The 20,447-nt window shown below is 42.8% G+C and carries 22 protein-coding genes and 1 other RNA gene; 18 read left to right on the top strand and 5 right to left on the bottom strand.

Going from position 1 to position 20,447, the window contains the following annotated elements; genetic code table 11:
- The first annotated feature begins 387 nt into the window (after positions 1-387).
- Both NX845_RS22130 and vexH read left to right on the top strand, forming a co-directional pair.
- Complete coding sequence (locus NX845_RS22130; RefSeq protein ID WP_029406216.1) at positions 388-1,464, top strand: efflux RND transporter periplasmic adaptor subunit; 1,077 nt, start codon at positions 388-390, stop codon at positions 1,462-1,464.
- On the top strand, positions 1,464-4,577 hold the full coding sequence (gene vexH, locus NX845_RS22125) for a vibriobactin export RND transporter permease subunit VexH (RefSeq protein WP_017084563.1): 3,114 nt from the start codon (positions 1,464-1,466) through the stop codon (positions 4,575-4,577). Before NX845_RS22130 ends, vexH begins: the two co-directional genes overlap by 1 nt.
- A 212-nt stretch (positions 4,578-4,789) precedes the next feature.
- Here the strand turns inward: vexH and NX845_RS22120 are convergent, their stop codons facing one another.
- Entirely contained in the window at positions 4,790-5,113 is a 324-nt protein-coding gene (locus tag NX845_RS22120; RefSeq protein WP_017094028.1) for a DUF1244 domain-containing protein, read from the bottom strand.
- 233 nt (positions 5,114-5,346) lie between these two features.
- Here NX845_RS22120 and NX845_RS22115 point away from each other — a divergent pair, with 233 nt between their 5' ends.
- From NX845_RS22115 to NX845_RS22080, 8 genes are all read left to right on the top strand, one after another.
- On the top strand, positions 5,347-5,841 hold the full coding sequence (locus NX845_RS22115; RefSeq protein ID WP_260257168.1) for a hypothetical protein: 495 nt from the start codon (positions 5,347-5,349) through the stop codon (positions 5,839-5,841).
- 447 nt (positions 5,842-6,288) lie between these two features.
- Positions 6,289-6,954 carry an NAD(P)H-binding protein gene (locus NX845_RS22110; protein ID WP_260257167.1) on the top strand — a complete coding sequence of 222 codons (666 nt, stop codon included), beginning with the start codon at positions 6,289-6,291 and terminating at the stop codon, positions 6,952-6,954.
- A gap of 61 nt (positions 6,955-7,015) precedes the next feature.
- Positions 7,016-7,522, top strand: a complete 507-nt coding sequence (locus tag NX845_RS22105; RefSeq protein WP_260257166.1) for a chalcone isomerase family protein — start codon at positions 7,016-7,018, stop codon at positions 7,520-7,522.
- Positions 7,523-7,601: 79 nt separating this feature from the next.
- Positions 7,602-8,099 carry a hypothetical protein gene (locus NX845_RS22100; protein WP_241909908.1) on the top strand — a complete coding sequence of 166 codons (498 nt, stop codon included), beginning with the start codon at positions 7,602-7,604 and terminating at the stop codon, positions 8,097-8,099.
- Positions 8,100-8,153: 54 nt separating this feature from the next.
- Entirely contained in the window at positions 8,154-9,020 is an 867-nt protein-coding gene (locus tag NX845_RS22095; RefSeq protein WP_102446072.1) for a DUF302 domain-containing protein, read from the top strand.
- 174 nt (positions 9,021-9,194) lie between these two features.
- Positions 9,195-9,866 (top strand): hypothetical protein, encoded by a 672-nt coding sequence (locus NX845_RS22090; protein ID WP_260257165.1) that lies wholly within the window; start codon positions 9,195-9,197, stop codon positions 9,864-9,866.
- Between the two features lie 16 nt (positions 9,867-9,882).
- Positions 9,883-10,431 carry a DUF3332 family protein gene (locus NX845_RS22085; protein WP_017094021.1) on the top strand — a complete coding sequence of 183 codons (549 nt, stop codon included), beginning with the start codon at positions 9,883-9,885 and terminating at the stop codon, positions 10,429-10,431.
- Positions 10,432-10,515: 84 nt separating this feature from the next.
- Complete coding sequence (locus tag NX845_RS22080; protein ID WP_017094020.1) at positions 10,516-10,788, top strand: hypothetical protein; 273 nt, start codon at positions 10,516-10,518, stop codon at positions 10,786-10,788.
- A gap of 99 nt (positions 10,789-10,887) precedes the next feature.
- On the opposite strand, the gene NX845_RS22075 is transcribed toward NX845_RS22080, so the two are convergent.
- On the bottom strand, positions 10,888-11,955 hold the full coding sequence (locus NX845_RS22075; protein WP_260257164.1) for a PLP-dependent cysteine synthase family protein: 1,068 nt from the start codon (positions 11,953-11,955) through the stop codon (positions 10,888-10,890).
- A gap of 129 nt (positions 11,956-12,084) precedes the next feature.
- Here NX845_RS22075 and NX845_RS22070 point away from each other — a divergent pair, with 129 nt between their 5' ends.
- Both NX845_RS22070 and NX845_RS22065 read left to right on the top strand, forming a co-directional pair.
- Positions 12,085-12,558 (top strand): Lrp/AsnC family transcriptional regulator, encoded by a 474-nt coding sequence (locus NX845_RS22070; RefSeq protein WP_017078855.1) that lies wholly within the window; start codon positions 12,085-12,087, stop codon positions 12,556-12,558.
- A 90-nt stretch (positions 12,559-12,648) separates the two neighbouring features.
- A complete protein-coding gene (locus NX845_RS22065; protein WP_102569531.1) occupies positions 12,649-13,314 on the top strand; it encodes a hypothetical protein in 666 nt (221 codons plus the stop codon).
- Positions 13,315-13,453: 139 nt separating this feature from the next.
- Here NX845_RS22065 and tesB read toward each other — a convergent pair whose 3' ends face one another.
- Positions 13,454-14,314 carry an acyl-CoA thioesterase II gene (gene tesB, locus NX845_RS22060; RefSeq protein WP_026012255.1) on the bottom strand — a complete coding sequence of 287 codons (861 nt, stop codon included), beginning with the start codon at positions 14,312-14,314 and terminating at the stop codon, positions 13,454-13,456.
- A gap of 168 nt (positions 14,315-14,482) precedes the next feature.
- On the opposite strand from tesB, the gene NX845_RS22055 reads away from it, so the two are divergent.
- Entirely contained in the window at positions 14,483-14,923 is a 441-nt protein-coding gene (locus tag NX845_RS22055; RefSeq protein ID WP_029222253.1) for a YbaY family lipoprotein, read from the top strand.
- A gap of 75 nt (positions 14,924-14,998) precedes the next feature.
- Here the strand turns inward: NX845_RS22055 and NX845_RS22050 are convergent, their stop codons facing one another.
- Positions 14,999-15,301 carry an MGMT family protein gene (locus NX845_RS22050; RefSeq protein ID WP_260257163.1) on the bottom strand — a complete coding sequence of 101 codons (303 nt, stop codon included), beginning with the start codon at positions 15,299-15,301 and terminating at the stop codon, positions 14,999-15,001.
- A gap of 51 nt (positions 15,302-15,352) precedes the next feature.
- Between NX845_RS22050 and NX845_RS22045 the strand changes: the two genes are divergently transcribed.
- From NX845_RS22045 to NX845_RS22025, 5 genes are all read left to right on the top strand, one after another.
- On the top strand, positions 15,353-16,096 hold the full coding sequence (locus NX845_RS22045) for a hypothetical protein (protein ID WP_017080372.1): 744 nt from the start codon (positions 15,353-15,355) through the stop codon (positions 16,094-16,096).
- Positions 16,097-16,292: 196 nt separating this feature from the next.
- Positions 16,293-16,389: signal recognition particle sRNA small type (ffs, locus tag NX845_RS22040), an RNA gene on the top strand.
- Between the two features lie 142 nt (positions 16,390-16,531).
- Positions 16,532-17,155, top strand: a complete 624-nt coding sequence (locus NX845_RS22035) for a TnsA endonuclease N-terminal domain-containing protein (protein ID WP_017631046.1) — start codon at positions 16,532-16,534, stop codon at positions 17,153-17,155.
- A 2-nt stretch (positions 17,156-17,157) separates the two neighbouring features.
- On the top strand, positions 17,158-19,023 hold the full coding sequence (locus tag NX845_RS22030; RefSeq protein ID WP_102502386.1) for a Mu transposase C-terminal domain-containing protein: 1,866 nt from the start codon (positions 17,158-17,160) through the stop codon (positions 19,021-19,023).
- Positions 18,992-20,086 carry a TniB family NTP-binding protein gene (locus NX845_RS22025; protein WP_260257162.1) on the top strand — a complete coding sequence of 365 codons (1,095 nt, stop codon included), beginning with the start codon at positions 18,992-18,994 and terminating at the stop codon, positions 20,084-20,086. The genes NX845_RS22030 and NX845_RS22025 overlap by 32 nt, the downstream gene beginning before the upstream one ends.
- A gap of 3 nt (positions 20,087-20,089) precedes the next feature.
- On the opposite strand, the gene NX845_RS22020 is transcribed toward NX845_RS22025, so the two are convergent.
- The gene (locus NX845_RS22020) at positions 20,090-20,398 is read right to left on the bottom strand and encodes a helix-turn-helix domain-containing protein (protein WP_050634805.1); all 309 of its coding nucleotides are present in this window, start codon (positions 20,396-20,398) and stop codon (positions 20,090-20,092) included.
- Positions 20,399-20,447: the final 49 nt, after the last annotated feature.

Raw genomic sequence — 20,447 nt, 5'->3', positions numbered from 1 at the left:
GGGTGTTTTTCCTAACTCATAATGGATAGGCTAAAGAGATGTTTTTCCCAACGCATCTCTCAAGTGCGGAGCGCATCATAGCAAACACGTTAAACCTGTAAAGAGTTTTTCTTATGGTTTTGTGTTGAATGCTGCCTTTTTGGGCAAAGATGGCGAAAAGTACGCATATTGCTCGGGAAGTGAACATCTGTACTAAGGTTTACGTAGTGATAGGTAACACCTTGAGGTAACTCGCTTTCTACATTGTGTTTGGTTTGTGCAATTCGCCAAGAAACGTAAATGGAATTTAATCTAGATTTACACTTCTTGACGTTACAGCATTCATCAGTTGATAGAATACGGTTAATTTCATTTATAGATATTAAATCTCACTTGCAGACCATTATTATGAAGCATAAATCTGTTTTAACCCTGCTTAGCTTGTCTATTCTTATGGCGTCTCCAGCCGCACTAGCTAAACGCATGGGCCCTAGCACTGTCACTGTTGTTACTGAGCAAGTTGATATTCACCAAGTTAGCCAATCTCTTTCTTTGGTAGGTAAGTTAGAAGCAGAACAATCTGTGATCATTACCTCTGAAGTAGCGGGCAGAGTTGACTCTATCAACATCAAAGCCAATCAAGATGTCACCAAAGGGCAGATGTTGGTTCAATTAGATGACGACAAAGCAAAAGCTGCAGTTGCAGAAGCGCAAGCGTACCTAAAAGACGAGAAACGTAAGCTAGCGGAATTCCAACGACTAGTGAAACGCAACGCGATTACGCAAACTGAAATTGACGCTCAGAAAACTAATGTAGAGATCGCCAATGCTCGCCTAGCTGCCGCCAATGCCAATCTTAAAGACTTACACATCAGCGCGCCTTTCTCTGGCACGGTCGGTTTTATCGACTTTAGCCGCGGAAAAATGGTGACAGCAGGTACTGAGCTTGTGACTTTAGATGATTTGTCTGTGATGCAGTTAGATCTTCAAATTCCTGAGCGTTACCTTTCTAAGCTGTCTAAAGGCATGACAGTGACGGCTCGCACCAGTGCGTGGGGCGAGACTCAGTTCACTGGAACAGTGGTAGGCATTGATTCTCGTATTAATGCTGAAACCTTGAACCTTCGAGTTCGAATCCACTTTGACAACAATAATGATTACCTAAAGCCGGGCATGCTAGTGGCAGCTGATATGGATTTCCCTCCTGTAGAAGCGCCGATTATCCCAGTTCAAGCGCTTGAGTATTCTGGTACTAAGCGTTTCGTCTATGTTATTGGCGAAGATAACAAAGCGACTCGTACCGAAGTGTTCTTGGGTGCACGAATCGATAACGAAGTTGTGATCGACAAGGGCATCGAGATTGGTCAGAAGATCGTGGTGCAAGGTATCGTGAACATGCGAGACGGCGTCTTGGTTCAAGAGCTCGCCGTTAATCGCCCAGCTAAACTTGATGAAAATACAGCAGCACAAGAAGGCGCTAACTAATGTTGTTATCTGATGTTTCTGTAAAGAGACCAGTAGCGGCTGTCGTATTGAGTCTGCTTTTGGTTGTGTTTGGTATTGTCTCTTTCAATAAGCTTGCAGTTCGTGAGATGCCTGATATTGAAAGCCCGGTGGTATCGATCAGTACTCGTTATGAGGGTGCGTCTGCCACCATCATTGAAAGTCAAATAACCTCCAATCTTGAAGACCAGTTATCCGGCATCAGTGGTATCGATGAGATCGAATCCACAACGCGTAACGGTATGTCGCGTATCACGATTACGTTTGAGCTTGGTTACGACCTCAATACTGGTGTCAGTGATGTTCGTGATGCCGTAGCGCGTGCTCAGCGTTCGTTGCCAGATGAAGCCGACGACCCAATTGTTTATAAGAACAATGGTAGTGGTGAAGCCTCGGTCTACATCAACTTAAGCTCGACGGAGATGGACCGAACGCAGTTAACCGATTACACCGAACGTGTGTTGATTGACCGCTTTAGTTTGATCTCAGGTGTGAGCTCGGTGGATATCTCGGGTGGCTTGTACAAAGTAATGTATGTGAAGCTGAAACCTGCTCAGATGGCGGGTCGTGGCGTTACTACTTCGGACATCACTTCTGCGTTAAACAGTGAGAACATTGAAAGCCCGGGTGGTGAAGTACGTAACGATGCGATTGTGATGTCGGTTCGTACCGCTCGTTCTTACACTGAAGCGGAAGATTTCGAATACCTAGTGGTAAAACGTGCTTCTGATAACACACCTATCTACTTAAAAGACGTTGCGGATGTTTATATTGGCGCAGAAAACGAGAACTCGACCTTTAAGAGTGATGGCGTTGTTAACGTTAGTATGGGGATTGTGCCTCAGTCAGATGCGAACCCACTTGAGGTTGCTGACTTAGTCCACAAAGAAGTTGAGGCGATTCAGAAGTTCCTGCCTGACGGGACTCGACTGGCGGTCGACTATGACTCAACTGTCTTTATCGATCGTTCGATCTCAGAGGTTTACAGCACACTCTTTATTACGGGTGGTTTAGTTATCCTCGTGCTTTACGTCTTCATAGGTCAAGCGCGTGCAACACTGATTCCAGCGGTAACCGTTCCAGTATCTCTAATTTCGTCGTTTATTGCGGCTTACTACTTTGGTTTCTCTATTAACCTAATCACCTTGATGGCACTGATTCTGTCTATTGGTTTGGTGGTCGATGACGCCATCGTGGTGGTTGAGAATATTTTCCACCATATTGAACGCGGCGAATCGCCACTGCTTGCGGCTTATAAAGGGACGCGTGAAGTAGGATTCGCGGTAATCGCAACAACGCTTGTATTGGTGATGGTATTCCTGCCAATCTCGTTCATGGATGGCATGGTCGGTCTCTTGTTTACGGAGTTCTCGGTACTGTTGGCGATGTCAGTGATTTTCTCGTCTGTCGTAGCATTAACGTTAACGCCGGTTCTGGGTAGTAAGATCCTGAAAGCGAACGTGAAACCAAATCGCTTCAATCGATTTGTAGAACGTGTGTTTGGCAAGCTAGAAGCCGGATACAAAGCGGTATTGCGCCGTGCTTTAAACTGGCGTTGGGCAGCTCCAATCATCATTATCGCGTGTATGGGCGGTAGCTATGGCTTGATGCAACAAGTGCCGTCGCAACTGACGCCTCAAGAAGACCGTGGTGTTATCTTTGCGTTTGTTCGTGGTGCTGATGCAACCAGTTACAACCGTATGTCTGCCAATATGGACATCGTTGAAGAGCGCCTAATGCCGTTGCTTGGTCAAGGTTTCTTGAAGTCATTTAGTATTCAATCACCAGCGTTTGGTGGTAATGCGGGCGACCAAACGGGCTTCGTTATCATGATCCTAGAAGATTGGGATGAACGTGATGAAACCGCTCAGGAAGCGTTGAACGAAGTTCGTAAATCTTTAAATGGTATTCCTGATGTACGTGTATTCCCGTTCATGCCGGGCTTCAAAGGTGGTTCAAGTGAGCCTGTTCAATTCGTACTGGGTGGCTCTGATTACTCTGAGCTTCAGAAGTGGGGCGAACTGTTAAAGCAAGCGGCTGAAGACTCTCCAATGATGGAAGGTGCGGACATCGATTACTCTGAGAAAACACCAGAGCTATTGGTAACCGTAGATAAGCAGCGTGCAGCAGAGCTAGGCGTTAGCGTTTCGGACATTTCAGATACGTTAGAGATCATGCTTGGCGGCCGTAGTGAAACCACTTTCGTTGACCGTGGTGAAGAGTACGATGTTTACTTGCGTGGTGATGAAAACAGCTTTAATAACGCGAACGATTTAAGCCAAATCTACATGCGAACTCAGTCTGGTGAGCTGGTTACACTCGATACGCTGACGCACATTGAAGAAGTGGCATCATCGATTCGTTTATCGCACTACAATAAGCAGAAATCGGTCACCATTAAAGCGAACCTAATGGAAGGTTACACGCTGGGTGATGCTCTGGATTTCCTTGATGAACAAGCGATTGAGCAGTTACCAGGCGATATCTCAGTGAGCTACTCTGGCGAGTCAAAAGACTTCAAAGAGAACCAATCGAGTATCTTAGTGGTGTTTGCGCTAGCGATGTTGGTGGCGTACTTGGTACTTGCGGCGCAGTTTGAGAGCTTCATTAACCCGCTGGTGGTGATGTTCACCGTACCTATGGGTATCTTTGGTGGCTTCTTAGGTTTGGTGTTGATGAATCAAGGGCTTAACGTCTACAGTCAGATTGGTATGATCATGTTGATCGGTATGGTGACCAAAAACGGTATCTTGATCGTAGAGTTTGCTAACCAACTTCGTGACCGTGGCATTGAGTTTGAAAAGGCGATCATTGATGCTTCGGCTCGACGTTTACGTCCAATCTTGATGACGGCGTTTACCACACTAGCCGGTGCAATCCCATTGATTACTTCAACGGGCGCGGGTTATGAAAGCCGAGTGGCGGTGGGTACGGTTATCTTCTTTGGTATGGGCTTTGCAACTTTGGTTACTCTGTTCGTAATCCCAGCGATGTATCGACTGATTTCTGGCTCAACACGTTCTCCAGGTCATGTGGAAGCGGTTCTAAATAAAGAGCTGAGCCATGACAACGTGGGAAGAAGCTCTCACGGTTAGTTGGCCAAATGAAGGGCTAGACTATAGATAGTTGTTATAGCCCTTAAGTTTAAAGCTTGATAAAGAAAGCCCAGTAACTGGTGTCCAACTATTGGGGGCAGTTCATTACTGGGCTTTTTGTTTGCTAAATATTGCTGATTGAAAGTAACAATGTGTTCAATCGATAATAAAAACGCGCTCAGGATACGAACTCTTATTTGGTGTCCAATTTCTTAACTCTTTTTCGCTTGGCGAGCTTCAAATGCGGCCAATTGTTCAGGCGTCGCTTTTGGTTGATGGTTAGCTTTCCACTCATCGTAAGTCATGCCATAAACACGTTCACGTGCATCGTCTAAATCTAAATCGACTCCCATCAATTCAGCTTCTGCTGCATACCATTTGCTAAAGCAATTTCGGCAAAAGCCAGCCAAGATCATTAGGTCAATGTTTTGCACGTCTTTATTGTTGTCTAGATGAGATAATAGGCGGCGAAATGAAGCGGCATCTAGCTTGTCTTGTTCTTCTTGAGTTAGTTGCTTGTATTTGAATTCAGCCAAAACTCTTTCCTTTTCAAGTTAATGATTATCCTTAATTAGAGTCTACACGGCTGCGAGATTGACGCCAATACTCATTCACTGGTTTGAGTATGTACCCCTCATATTTCGAGGTTCTCATAGGATAAGAAAATTACAACTAGACCGATCGGTCTGCGTTGTGTATTATTCATTCAACACTTCAAATTGGACCATCGGATCACTGAAGCAGTAAACCGGTGAGAGGAGAGCAAAGCATGACATTAGCATTTGAAACATACTTGGCTATTGGTTTATCGATGGCGCTGTTAAGCCTTTGGAAAACCTATTCAGGGCCTGCTATTGCCGCGTTTCTATCTTACTCCTACCCAGAAATGCTGTTGTTTAATTTAATCCCAGCGATGATTGCTGCGTATGCAGGTTGGAAAATTGCTCCCGTTTATTCAACTTTATTTAAGAAACAAAAAGGCGCTGTCTTTAAACCTAAACTCAGAAAATTCATGAAAAAATGGAATCAATATGGTCAACTTTCGATGGCTATTTTGGCTCCTGTTTTAGTCGGAATTCCGAGTTATACCTTTGTTTCCAAACGATTGAATCAAAGTGGCGTGAAAACATTTGGCATGCTGACATTGTCGATTTTAGGCTGGAGTAGCTTGGCTTATAGCTGTTTTGCATTCCTAGATGTTGGTCAGTATGTGGCGATAGAGAACATTATTCCCGATTCTGTTCTTGAGAATATTCAGCAATAAATAGATTAATTTACACTACTTGCAGTGCGCGAAACGGAGTCTAACTCCTAACACGTGAAGTGTTCATGTTGCTTCGTCGCCATTGGCGATTTGAAAGCTTGTCCCCCTAGATATCATCATTGAGCTCTCGCTCGGTTTTAAGTACAAACACTTCAACGACTCATTTAATGACCAAGTCATCTGAATCTATACTGATACTTGAATCGGCTCTCTCCGGTTCTTGGAGTGTCAGTAATGACCTCACCAAATCTTGTCGAGCGTTCACGTCTTAGCCCCTCACTAATCAGATCTATATTCCAGAGGCCAATGCGTTTCAGCTTCGAATGTGTAAACCGATCAGTCTAATCCTGACAAAGTTGACAACATTATGACTAGACCGGTCGGTTTGTTGCGTTTATTATATATATACAACGTCGAGACGACATAACTTTAAACGGTGAATTTCATATGAATAGATCAATCATTATTGCTGGTTCGAGTGGCTTAGTTGGACGAGAAACGCTGAGTACTTTATTAAGCAGTCAGAATATCAGTACTGTTTACGCACTGTCTCGACGTGAACTTAATACGCAGCATCAGAAATTGAAGCAGATAATTGACAGTAATCTAAGTGTTCCTGCAATCCGTTTAGATTCAGATCTTCCGGACGTTGGGGTTATCGCTTTAGGTAGCACGATTAAAAAATCGGGTACCAAAGATAAACTTCGCGCAATTGATGTTGACCTAGTCGTGTCGACCGCAGCAAACATGAAAGATCTTGGAGTGAAACACCTGATCGTCGTGTCATGTCTTGGAGCTGATAGCAAAGCTCGCTCGCATTACCTTCGCTGCAAAGGGGAGATGGAAAATGACGTTGAATTACTTGATTTTGAGAAAACGACTTTCCTACACCCGGGCCCGTTGGCGGGGGATCGACAGGAGAAGAGAACTGACGAAAAGTTACTTCAAGGTGCTCTGAAAGTACTTAAGCCGATGATGATCGGCAGTATGAAAAAATATCGACCAATTCAAGTATCGAATATTGCAAACAGCATTTTGATTCATTTGACATTTCCGAGCTCTAGAAAGGTGGAGAGATTAGATTCTCTCGACATGATGAAGCTAGCGTCTTAGCCCCATCTCGGCATGAGCGAGCGTCTGCGATGTTTAAACCTGAATGTAGGAAGAGATACTAATGAGATACAAAGTAACATTTTTGCTGATGATTCTTGTGATGGCCGGGGAAGCGTTCAGTCATGAGCTAAAAGCCGAGCCTTCGCACGCGCAATTTGAATCGTGGGCATACGATGATTATCGAATGGTCGCAGAAAATACTCGCACATTATGGTTTGTCGACTATTACGATATTAGTCACTTGAAAAGCAAAGAAGGTGATAGCGCACTTCTATTGACGTTTACGCCGGATAAGTTAACACAAGAAAAAGTCACAACATCCACTATTGAGGCGCTAGAAGAGTCAAACCCTGGCATCAATATGAAAGACTCAAATATTCAAAAACTAGTGGATAGCCTATCCATGCCGCTCATTAAAGACGATGTGATTGCCATTATCTACAAAGGGGAAGCGATGCAGATTCAATATAACAATGACGTTGTGTATCAGGCTAAAGCATCTTCAAAACAGAGTGTTGCTTTAAGGAATATCTGGCTAGGCGAGACCCCTGTTGATGATTTGCTATAAGAGCCAACTAAATTGGGGCAAGTTCCTCATGATAATGGTGCTAACTTTGCCATCGTTCGTTGCTATGAGTGGAGAAAATATGATGACGAGAACGGATAAAGCTGAATACAGAGAGTTTGCGAAGGGACTTAAGTATGAGTTGGTATTTCGAAATTTAGGTAAACAGGTATTTTCTGAACTCAAACACAACCCGCCAGGCAGTATGACAGCAAACAGTTTGGACTTGCTCAGCAAAATGGAACAACACAATACCATTGTGATGAACCCTGTTCGCGAACAGTACGGTGTTGATAGCACTATTCGTTGTAAAGATAGGTTTTTCGCTAAAACAGTGACGTTGTCTTTGAAAGTGATGCCATATTTAGGGGCGAAATATTTAGAGGGCAGCGCAGAGCGATTTGTTCACCAGCTTAAGGATATTCAAGCATCCAGCCCAGTCGGTTATGAAAAAGAAATGACTTATATGGTAGAGCATGAAAAAGCACTGTATGGGTACTTAGTCCACTTGAATGATGGTGACCCAAAGCGCGCCCATTCGCTCCTTGAAGACTTTGTTTCCGAGCATAATATTCAATAGATTTGATTATTTCGTTTTGCCTTCAATCATTTTCAAACTCTAGAGAGGTTATCTATGAAAAAACTGTCTTTAATTGCTTTGTTTGTTCTGCCCATTCTAGGTTGTGAAACGACCGTTGATCAGAACGCTCATCAATCTCAACTAAATGCCGTTGATGAGAGTGTGCTCATTGTTGATCGAAACGCTGAAGATAAACGGCTAGATAAAGTGTTAACTATCGACCATTCTCGATTAGCTGAACAGGCAAATGAATATTTGGTGCCAAGTCGGGTGGATTTTTATACCGACGATCAGTTGAATACCCAGTTGCTCAAAGACAATTTACAGGTGGGGCTCGATTTACCATTTCGTATTTTGAATTATGTTGAAAATGGTGAGCAAAAAGTAATTTATACCGATGCTCAGTTTATTCAAAAGCGACACGGAATAATGGATAACGAAGCCCTTGAGCAGTACGCAGAAAAAACGGCATCGCTAACGAATGGGTTAGATAACATTGCACCAGTTCAGAGCGAAGGCTTAACAAAGAACTACGGCATTGAAACATTGGTATCAGAGTATGATTTTGAAACGACACTGAACAATATTAAACGAGATGTTCTTGCTCAAGATGACACGGTTTGGTTTATGAACTGGGACTTTAAGGCTAGAGCAGAAGCGATTGGGGAGTCTCTACCTAATGCGACCTTACTCGTTTTTGGTGGGCCAGCGCCAGGTGCAAAAGCAATGACCGATTTCCCAAGTATTGGATTGGATGCTTTTGGCCAAAAAGTATTAGTGACTGAAGAAAATGGTCAAGTGACGGTTGCTTACAATAATATTGTCGACATGTCTGAACTCCATTATCAGGACAATGCAATTTCTCATAAGGTCATCAACTTTCGATTAGGTAAAACTCTCGGCGGTGCGGTAGGAAAATAATCTATCGCCTTACTATTTGTATCGATAATTAACATCTAATTAATTCATATTAATAACAAGCCATGGTTATTTTAAATTATGGCATGGCTTTTTATTACCTAAAAACAACGGCTAATTTAATAGCCTAATTTTAGCACTACCATTTTGGCATTGAAGTTTAACCATTGGAATATCATGAAAAAACAACTTATAACATTATCTTCTTTATTTGTTATTTCTTTTTCTAGTGTAGTATCTGCAAACGATACAACGCATAAAGAAAATGTAGAGCAAGGGGTACAATCTGAAACAAAATATCACAACCAAGATATTAGAAATGTTCAGAGTAATATTAAGACTGGGTATGATAGTAATGAATATGGAGAGCAACTATCAATTGAAGGAACATATGGTATTAATGATAAAGCCAGTGTCGGCTTGAGCTATAGTGCATTTGGTTCTGATAATGTTAGCGATGAAGATTATGACGTAGTAACGCTTTCTGGTCAGTATTACCTTTCTGATAACATTGTTCTTGACGGTGAATGGAATACTTCTGAACACTTCGACAATCTCACTATTGGTAGTAATTATGTTGCTGATACAGGTTTTGGTGTGTGGAATGTGGGTGCAAACTACTCGAGTGGCGATGTGAGCGATGGCCTTGATGTTGAGGCTGGTGTCTTAGTGCCATTTGGTAACATGTATTACCGCGGTGATTTTACTTACTTCTTGGATTCTGATGTCGACACTGTGTTTGAAAATGCTCTGGGTTGGACTAACGGCAATGTTGATGTGAATGCATCCGTAACTATGTATGAATTTGACGATACCTCTGTTGGTATTGAATTCGGTTACTATTTCTAAGTCGTAGGTAGATGAAATGAAAATCTTCAGTAAAAATAGCACGATCAAGCTTGCGGGTATCCTGTTACTTGCCCCAGTTCTTAACGGTTGTGTCGGTAGCAATTTCACGACTAAAAAGTTAATGGAATTCAACGTAAAGGTTGTTGATAACCGCTATGCACGTGGCGGTGTTAACTTCTTATTGGTACCCGTTTATGGCTTTACAACATTGGCAGATTACTTCGTTGTTAACTCAATCGAGTTCTGGACGGGGTCAAACCCTTTCGACGGCACTCCACATATCTTTGATAGTAAAGTCGAGACAATGATTGATATTAACGGTGATCTTGATCCTTCACTGCGTGATGCACCGATTGATCCTCTGACGTACCACAACATTGAAGACAGTCACATAAGAACCATTGACGAAAATACTATTGAGATGGAAGTGACTTATGTTGACGGCACTTCTTCAACGGTAACCGGCGTGAAGGAAGGTGCAAACGTTAACTACTTTGTTGATGGTGAGTTTGTCTCTGAAACTTCTGTAGAGGCGTTATCAGAAGCATTTGAAGTGAGCTCATAATCATCCATTGTTAAAGTGAACTTTATTGTTCGCCTATTATTTCTAAATATTTACGATTAATAATCAAGCTTTCAGGGTATTAATATGAATCAATTTGGCGTGACTGGTTTTATTGTGAAAAGTAGCCTTACTAAAAAAAATATTCAACCTGTCGATGATATGTCTTATCCAGGGTGTAGTTTTTTAGTGCAAACAGATAACTTTCTAGTGTCATGTTGTTCATTAGATAAATATATTCATAATGCGTTTGAAACTCTGTTCAACACAAAAGGTAAAGTTAAACTGGAAGGGTTTTTGTTTGTAGATACTTATAGTGATAATGCGTCTTTGTCTGTAGTGACAAAAATAACACAGTAATAGCGATTAATAAGCTTCTTAATAGGGGCTTGTTATAAAGAAAAAGGACGAAGTTAACTTCGTCCTTTTTTGTCATTGTAAACTTGTTAGTTAATGAACTTAAGCCAGCTCACCTGTTTGCGAGAAAGCTTCTAGCTTCGCTGCATAAGGTTGTAGGTCACCGATATTCAGATTTACCCACTCGTCATTGAAGTAAGTGTCTAGGTAACGCTCACCGCTGTCACATAGCAAAGTCACGATAGAACCTTTCTCGCCACGTGCTTTCATCTCACTGGCTAGCTGAAGCACACCGTACATGTTAGTACCGGTTGATGCGCCAACCTTGCGACCAAGAATTTCAGATAACCAATGTGTCGTTGCGATACTTGCTGCATCTGGAATTTTACGCATTTCGTCAACCACACCAGGAATGAAGCTTGGCTCTGCTCGTGGGCGACCAATGCCTTCAATCTTGCTGAATGTATAGCCTTTCACGTTCGCATTGCCTGTTTGGAAGTATTCGTGGAATACCGAGTTTTCAGGGTCAACTACACATAGTTTAGTTTCATGCTGTTGGTAGCGAATGAAGCGGCCAATCGTCGCTGAAGTACCGCCAGTACCTGGGCTCATTACTACCCAAGCTGGAACTGGGTGATCTTCCATCTGCATTTGATTGAAAATAGAGTTCGCGATGTTGTTGTTACCACGCCAGTCGGTTGCGCGCTCAGCGTAAGTAAATTGGTCCATGTAATGACCATTCAGCTCTTCTGCTAAACGACGTGACTCATCGTAAATTTCATCTGAGCGATCAACAAGATGCGCTTGGCCGCCGTAGAATTCAATCTGCTCAATCTTTTTCTTCGCTGTGCATTTTGGCATTACCGCAATAAACGGGAGACCTAGTAGGCGAGCAAAGTAAGCCTCAGACACGGCTGTGCTGCCTGATGAAGATTCAATGATCGTCGTTTCTGGGCCAACCCAACCGTTACAGATAGCGTATAAGAACAGAGAACGCGCTAAGCGGTGCTTCAAAGAGCCCGTTGGGTGTGTGCTTTCATCTTTAAGGTAAACATCAATGCCTTCGATACTTGGTAGTTCGAGCTTGATAAGGTGCGTATCCGCTGAGCGTTGGTAGTCCGCTTCAATTTTACGAATCGCGTTGTTAATCCATTGATGGTCAGTGCACATAAGCGTTCTCCTGATCGAGTGTAGGAATTCTTTGTAATTGGTATGGTTCTAATTTAGCTACAATCAGAGAGAAAAACTTTGCCATATTTGCTTTGTTTTGCTTAAATTGTAGAAAATAATTCTCTTTAAATGCGATTTGGTGAAAGTGTGATAGATGCCGTAGATAAAAAAATATTAGGATTACTGCAAGAAGACAGCACCCTGTCATTGAATGACATTTCTGAAGCGGTCAATCTCACCACAACGCCTTGCTGGAAAAGGCTTAAGCGCCTCGAAGAGAACGGCATTATTGAGAAAAGAGTCGCGCTGCTGAACCCAGAAAAGCTCGATCTTTCTTTTACCGCGTTCGTATTGATTAAAACCAGTGATCATTCTCACGAATGGTATGGTCGTTTTGTGAATACTGTGTCGGAATTTCCAGAAGTGATGGAGTTCTATCGCATGGCTGGCGAATATGACTATATGATGAAGGTTCAGGTGAAAGACATGAAGTGCTTTGATGATTTCTACAAGCGCTTGGTGAATAGCATTGATGGTATCTCTAATGTGACCTCGACATTTGCGATGGAACCATTGAAGTACACGACAGCATTGCCGCTTTAAGCTACGCCTAGTTACGCATTAACAATCGTCTGAGTTTAACTATCGTCTCAGTTTAGATATCGCCTCTGCGATAAAAGAAAAGGATTATTCATGTTTGCAAAAGTATCTACCGCTATCCAGCTGGTATTGGCGGTCGCCATTTTTTACTTGGGCTACACCATCTATTCGTTTACTAATAAAGTAGGGGAGATCGTCGATACTTATCCGCAGGTTATCGAAGATTTATCCGGTCTCACGAAAGGGCTAAAAGTGGAAGAGCTGCTAGCGTTTGCTGAACATGTCAGCGAGCTTGCTCCTCAAGTTTTGAACACAGTCGAAGAGGTCAGAAAGACGATAGATGACGTGAATCAAACCGTTTCATCGGTCGACAACAAAATCCCTGCGATATTAGATGAAGTGAAAAATGTCCGAACGGAAGTCGAGCAGGTCAGAACCGATGTCATCCCACCAGCATTGACTGAGCTGAAACGATACCGTGTGGATGTCATGCCACCGATGCTCGCTGAAAGTAAATCGTACCGCGAGCAAACTATCCCCGCTGTTGTTACTGAATCTGAAATGCTAAGAGCGGAAGTGCCGAATATTTTAGTGCAAGCTAATTTGTTGGCAGATAAGAGTCAAGCTTTGGCTCAGGACGCTGCAGAAGGCGCTGTGAAAGGTGTGGTGCTATCACCATTTAACCTTCTGCGAGATGCCGGAGATGGCATCAAAACACGAGTACAAAGCGAGTTTGAGCCTACGCTAGAAGCAGAATAGATTTTAGTCACTCTTAAGTGACGGCTTTTCGTTAGTGTTATAAAAAAGAGAGGCTAGGTATTAAACCTAACCTCTCTTTTTGTTTTCTCGTACATATTTTGGGCTTATAAAAAGCGTTTATTCGCTATTTATTTGAGCGCTATTTAGTAAAGCGCATCACACCTTCTTGTACTGCTGTCGCTACGAGCTCACCTTTTTGATTAAAGATCTCGCCACGAACTAGGCCGCGAGTATTAGCCGCTGTCGGGCTTTCAATCGCATAAAGCAGCCATTCATCCATTTTGAACGGGCGGTGGAACCAGATTGAGTGGTCAATTGTCGCCACTTGGAAATTTGGCGTCATGATAGACACTTCATGTGGGTGAAGTGCCGTCACCAAGAATCCCCAATCGGACGCGTAAGCAAGCAGGTATTGGTGGATCAATTGGTTGTCTGGCATCGCGCCATTTGCTCTTACCCAAAGGTACTGCTTCGCTTCCGCCTTCTTAGGATTGAGTGGATTCACGACCGTCACAGGGCGCATCTCAATTGGCTTTTCGCCACAGAAGGTTTTGCGCAGTTTCTCTGGTAGGAACTCCGCAATGTGACTCGCTAACTCGGTTTCAGATGCAAAGTTCTCTGGCCCAGGAATATCAGGCATTGAAATCTGGTGCTCAAAGCCTGGAGCATCACCGTGATAAGAAGCCGTGAGATAGAAAATAGGGCGGCCATTTTGAATCGCTTTCACACGGCGCGTGCTGAAGCTGCGTCCATCTCTTAGGTTCTCAACATCGTAAATAATTGGCTTTTCAGGATCGCCAGGAAATAGAAAGTAACTATGAAACGAGTGCACACTACGGTCATCTTGAACGGTATAACGAGCAGCAGAAAGCGCTTGCCCTAATACTTGACCACCATAAACCTGTGGTAGACCTAGGTTCTCACTTTGCCCGCGGAACAGACCTTCTTCCAGCTTCTCTAGCTGAAGTAAACTTAATAATTCTTGTAAAGGTTGACTCATCGCCAGCATGCCTCTTGGTAAAATGGATGTCAGATTATTGTGTTAATCATTTAGCTTAGTCAGATATCTGTCAATAAATCATAGGGTTTCAAGACAGAATATGAAAGCTCTCTTATAATTGGTGAGTAGATTTGCCGAGTCCGGCAAACATGTTGAGAGAAATTGAATATGAAAAAGGCTCTAATTCTTATTACGTCTTTAGTATCGTTTGGCCTACTTGTTGGTTGCCAAGCAACATCAGAAACGAACGCTTCTCAGGAAGTGGTTGCAGAGAACACTCAAGTGATTTCAGGAACAGTAAGCTACCGTGAAAGAATTGCATTGCCAGAGAATGCCGTGGTGACTGTTACGCTAGAAGACATCTCACTGGCTGACGCACCATCGACGGTTATCGCAACTCAAGAGTTCACCACTGACGGTAAGCAAGTTCCGTTCGCATTCGAGCTGAGTTACGACAATAACAAGATTAAAGCTAACCACCGTTACAACATGCGCGCAACGATTCACGTTGACGGTAAACTGCGCTTCACTACTGACACTATTAAGTCAGTAATTACTGATGTAGAAAATACACAGCAAGCAGACCTACGTTTAGTTGGTGTTCGTTAACAAGAAATCGATGCCATTGTTAAGGCATCTTGATTGGCTTAACTTAGCCAGTTGAATTAGCGATTAGTGGCAGCTCTAGGGCTGCCATTTGTATATTCTGAGTTTGATCTTTCCTGCATCGCTCACCTCAACCCCTTCTTTAACCAAATGCTGCTTTTGTCGGTCGAACGAATCACCCTTTAAAGATATTTCACCCTTGCTGTTGATTACCCGATACCAAGGCAGTTTGCTACCTTCTGGCAGGTTACCCAGCGCTTTACCAACATGGCGCGCATAGCCCGGAAATCCTGAAAAACATGCGATGTCTCCATAAGTTGTTACTTTCCCATATGGAATTTGGTGAATCACAGCAAAGATTTGAGGCAAAAATTGGTCCATACTAAATGTTCCTAGTTCATTAATACCACGGATCGGTAGAAGGAGAGGGCTATGGTATTTACAACGTTTCAGTTCTTGATAACCACATTATTAGCGGTTGTCTGCGCGAGAGCAATCAGTTTAAGTGAGGGAGATATCCCAGTACTTGCAATGGTCATTCCTGCTTTATGGATTTTGCCGCAAGGAGGTATCGCAGGATTAGCTTTGCTTGTCTCCATGACCACTTATGGATTAACGCTACCGCTACAACCCATCACGCTATCAGTCAGTGTATGGGTATTATTCCCACTATTGATGGTGGTCTTTTCAAAACGTAGCAGTTTGTCGGTCGTGATTATTTCTGGCTTGATCGTCGCAACGCTACAAGTCGGGATTATGGTCACGCAATCAGCAGGTAAGCTTGAAGGCGTTCCTTGGGTTACCACACTACAAACCTTGTCAATCATCGTTATTTGGTGGGCGGCAAATCATCTTAAGCCAGCCAGCCGACACAGCTGGTGGTCATTAGGCTTGATACTTCCATTATGGATGGCCGATTTACCTTATGCCGCTTTGGTTGCTTTGTGTGTAACGGGCATCATGGCATCGATGGAAACACTGACGCGCTTGAAAACCTTCCGCTGGAATAAACTATTGTGTTGGACATTGCCGACGGTTGGTTTTGCGGCACTGGTGATTACCCCAAGTATCGAAGTGCCTAGTCCAGTCTTTGTGGTGTGGTTATGTCTATTAGGCACCGCGTGGATGACAGACTACATCATTCGTACAGAAGATAACGAAGACATCGATATCTAGTACGTAGATAACCCGAACCTTACAAATGCAGGTAAATGGTGAATTTACCTGCGATTTTCTAGTGGTTTGAATAAAGGATAAGCACTTAGACAGCAATTGTTCAAAAATAGGGTGGAAGGGCTTGCAATGGTTGCTGTGATGCTTAATAATCCAATCACTCTTTGAGGCAAGCCTCTTAGAAAACGAATCTATGGGGGCCTGGTCCTCCCGCAACAATAACTCGTGAACTCGGTCAGGCCTGGAAGGGAGCAGCCGCAGCGAGTGACTTGTGTGCCGGGATGTGGCTGGGTTCCCACCCCTTATGAAGCCTGCAATATATGTTCGCATAAATTGCAGGCTTTCTTCATTTCTGCATCATAAGTCTTCATATTTGCACCATAAGTAAGTCTTCATAGTCTATTTTTTGTTGTAGGTTTACAACAAAAGTGATTTGCTATGTTCGACCAAACCAAGAAATCATCTCACGTACACAACATCTGTAAGTTCATGAGCTTGAAGAATGATGCTGTTGTTCGCACTCTCTCCATTTTGGAGTTCGATTTCTGCTTTCACCTCGAATATAACGCAAACATTAAAAGTTTTACCTCTCAACCTTTTGGCTTCCACTATCAATTCAATAATCGTAAGTGCCGATATACCCCAGATTTTTTAGTAACAGATCACAACGAGCAGTCAACCCTCTTCGAAGTAAAACACTCTAGTCAGATTCTCAAACCTGATTTCAGGAATAGATTTGAAGAGAAACAAAGGGTTGCGTTGAATGAGTTCAACAGACGCTTAGTTTTGGTTACTGAGAAACAAATTAGAATGGGACCGACGTTAGATAACTTTAAGTTACTACACCGTTATTCCGGATTGCGAACCGTGACTGAGTTTCAAAAGCTAGTATTGGCGTTTATTCAACGAAAACAAATGGTGCAGCTACAAGAGGTGTCTTTGTATTTCGGTTTATCGGAGCAAGACACACTTATCTCTACTCTTCCTTGGATCTCTTCGGGGCAAATCAAAACAGACCTCAACAATATTGGCTTTGGCCTCGAAACCTACGTTTGGTGTTAACTATGCCATCGGACTCTAACAACATATTTGGGTTCTTTGATGAATTTGAAGCTTCAGAGGGAGAGTCTCAGCAGCTTCCAATAGAGCTAATTCATGAACCTATTGAAATCTCCTCAACTATTGATTCTCAATCACCGAAGGTACAGCAAGAAGTTATCCGTCGTATCAAAATCATCGCGTTCGTAGAGAAGCGTTTAAAAGGCGGATGGACCGAGAAAAACTTGAACCCTCTCTTAACTCTTGTGGAATCGGAATTACAACTCATTCCCCCGAGTTGGCGAACTTTAGCAACTTGGAAAAAATCTTACTTTGAAGCGGGTAAAGACCCATGTGCGCTTATTCCTAAGCATACGTTTAAAGGCAATCGACAAAAAGAGTTCGATTCTCAATCTTTAGTTGATGAAGCAATTAACAGCGTATACCTGACTCGTGAACGCTTAAGTGCTGCTGAAGCATACCGATACTATAAGAGTCGAGTGATTCAATTAAATCGTGGGATTGTCGAGGGGAAAATAAAACCAATTTCCGAACGTTCTTTTTACAATCGAATACACGACTTACCTCCTTATGAGGTAGCGATTGCAAGGTTTGGTAAACGATACGCAGACCGAGAATTTCGCTCGGTTGGTCAGCAAGTAGTTTCGACCAAACCAATGGAGTATGTCGAAATTGACCATACACCAGTCCCAGTAATTTTGATTGATGACGAGCTAGATATTCCTTTGGGACGACCCTATCTGACGATGCTATATGACCGCTTCAGTAAATGTATCGTTGGGTGCAGTATCAACTTTAGAGAGCCTAGTTTTGACTCTGTCAGAAAGGCGCTATTGAACTCGCTACTAGATAAGAGTTGGGTAAAGCAAAGGTATCCATCCATTGATAATGAATGGCCTTGTCACGGCAAAATTGACTGTTTAGTTGTCGATAATGGTGCTGAATTTTGGAGTCAAAGCTTGGAAGATTCGTTACGGCCTCTAGTGTCTGACATCCAATACAGTCAAGCAGCTAAACCTTGGCGAAAGTCAGGGATCGAAAAGCTGTTTGATCAGATGAATAAAGGGTTAGTGAATTCACTACCTGGAAAAACATTCACCAACCCTACTCAACTACAAGATTACAACCCAAAGAAGGATGCGGTGGTTAGAGTTTCTGTATTTCTTGAATTACTTCATAAATGGATTGTCGATTATTACCACATGGCACCAGATTCAAGAGAACGTGATATTCCATACCACAAGTGGAACCAATCGGAATGGACTCCCTCCTACTACGTTGGTGCTGAGAAGGAGCAGTTGAGAGTTGAGCTAGGTTTGCTTAGACACCGAACTATTGGAGTGGTAGGGATTAGACTACATAACTTACGTTATCAGTCCTCCGAACTTATTGAATACCGTAAATATTGGGCATCTAACAATGGTAAAAAGCTTTTTGTTAGGACCAAAACAGACCCCTCTGATATCAGCTACATCCATGTTTACCTAGAATCGGAAAAGAGGTACATAAAAGTTCCAGCGGTAGACAACTGTGGATATACAAAAGGACTGTCCCTTTTTGAACATGAGCGCATACAAAAAGTACGCAGGCTTAACACTAAGCAGCTTGCTGATGATGAGGCGCTTGCGGATACATTTCTGTATATGAAGAAGCGTATTCAGGAAGAAACCGATAGGTTCCGCAGTGCCAAAAGTAATAAGGGTAGCTTGCCTAAAACGGGTAACACTTCGAAATTAGCAAAATTTAATGATGTGGGCTCAGAGGGGCCAAGCTCAATCAGTACGGCTCCGGCCAAAAAAGAAGCTGCGGTCGTGTTCGATGTTTCAGAACAAGTAGCTGATGATGATTTTGAAGATATTGAGGGGTATTGATTTGAACTTAACATCTAGACAGTTTGAGCAACTAAAATTCTTTGAAACCAGCTTTATCGAGTATCCAGCTATAACTGAAATCTACTCCATTTTCGATCAGCTTCGTGTTAATCACTCCCTTGGCGGTGAACCGGAGTCTTTCTTGTTAACTGGTGAGGCCGGAAGTGGAAAGACGGCTTTGATTAACAACTATCTATCACGCTTTCCGCCGAGTTCAACTTGGAGTAAACAACCTGTTCTTAGCACTAGAGTTCCAAGCCGCATAAATGAACAGAACACGCTTACGCAGTTTTTAGTCGATTTAGATGGAAAGTCAGGTGGAAGAGGTACCCGACGACGTAATGAAATTGCTCTTGGTGAGGCTGTCGTAAAGCAACTTAAACGTAAATCTGTTGAGCTGATTATCGTCAATGAAATTCAAGAGCTTGTGGAGTTTTCTACAGCAGAAGAAAGGCAGGCTATTGCTAATACGTTCAAATACATAAGTGAAGAAGCAAAAGTCTCGTTTGTGTTGGTTGGTATGCCTTATGCTGATGTGATAGCGACAGAGCCGCAATGGAACTCACGATTAAGTTGGAGACGAAAGATTAACTATTTCAAGCTGTTGAAAGCTAACAGCCATTCGAGTGGAACGGCATCTTATAGTTTTGACTTGGAGCAAAAAAAGCACTTTGCTAAATTTGTCGCTGGTTTGAGTGCGAGAATGGGCTTTGATGAACCGCCGGTGCTTACAAAAAATGAAGTGTTATATCCTTTGTTTATTATGTGTAGAGGGGAATGTCGAGCGTTAAAGCACTTCTTGAAAGACGCACTACTTATGAGTTTCAGTGAGAACGCTGATACGATAGATAAAGCGATATTGTCACGTACCTTTTCATTTAAGTTCCCCTACTTGGAGAACCCTTTTAATTGTTCTATCGAGGAGCTTCGTCTTCATCAAATTGACTCTGGATCGTCTTACAACCTAAATGGCATTACTTCAGAAGATAAGATACTAGCTCCACGATTTACGGATGCAATTCCGTTGAGCATGTTATTGAGCATAAATGGACTTAAAGCTTAAGTATTACTTTTCGCTCTTTAGGTTCTCCAGTAACACCGCCTTCTCTTCATCACTCATCTTATCAATGGCGCACGCTAACTCAGCGCTCAATTCGCTCCTACAGAAAAAGTAATTCAGCGGCACATCTAACTCTTCAGCCATACGTTCAAGCGTACCAATATCGGGTACATGTCTGCCTTTCTCGTAATGATTCATACGACCGCTAGCAGAACTTTGCTCCATACCAATTTTCACCCCTAAATCTTTTTGGGTGATCTTGGCTTTTTTACGCGCAGCTTTGAGCCTCGCTGGGATGGGGTTGTCTTTTTGCACTTACACATTTCTTTTCAACCTTTAGATAACTTAGATTGTCTAAGTTTTA

This window comes from Vibrio sp. NC2, from assembly GCF_025195005.1.
GTDB lineage: Bacteria > Pseudomonadota > Gammaproteobacteria > Enterobacterales > Vibrionaceae > Vibrio > Vibrio splendidus.
Note: the sequence above shows the minus strand (reverse complement) of the source record. Positions and strands in the feature narration are given on the sequence as shown.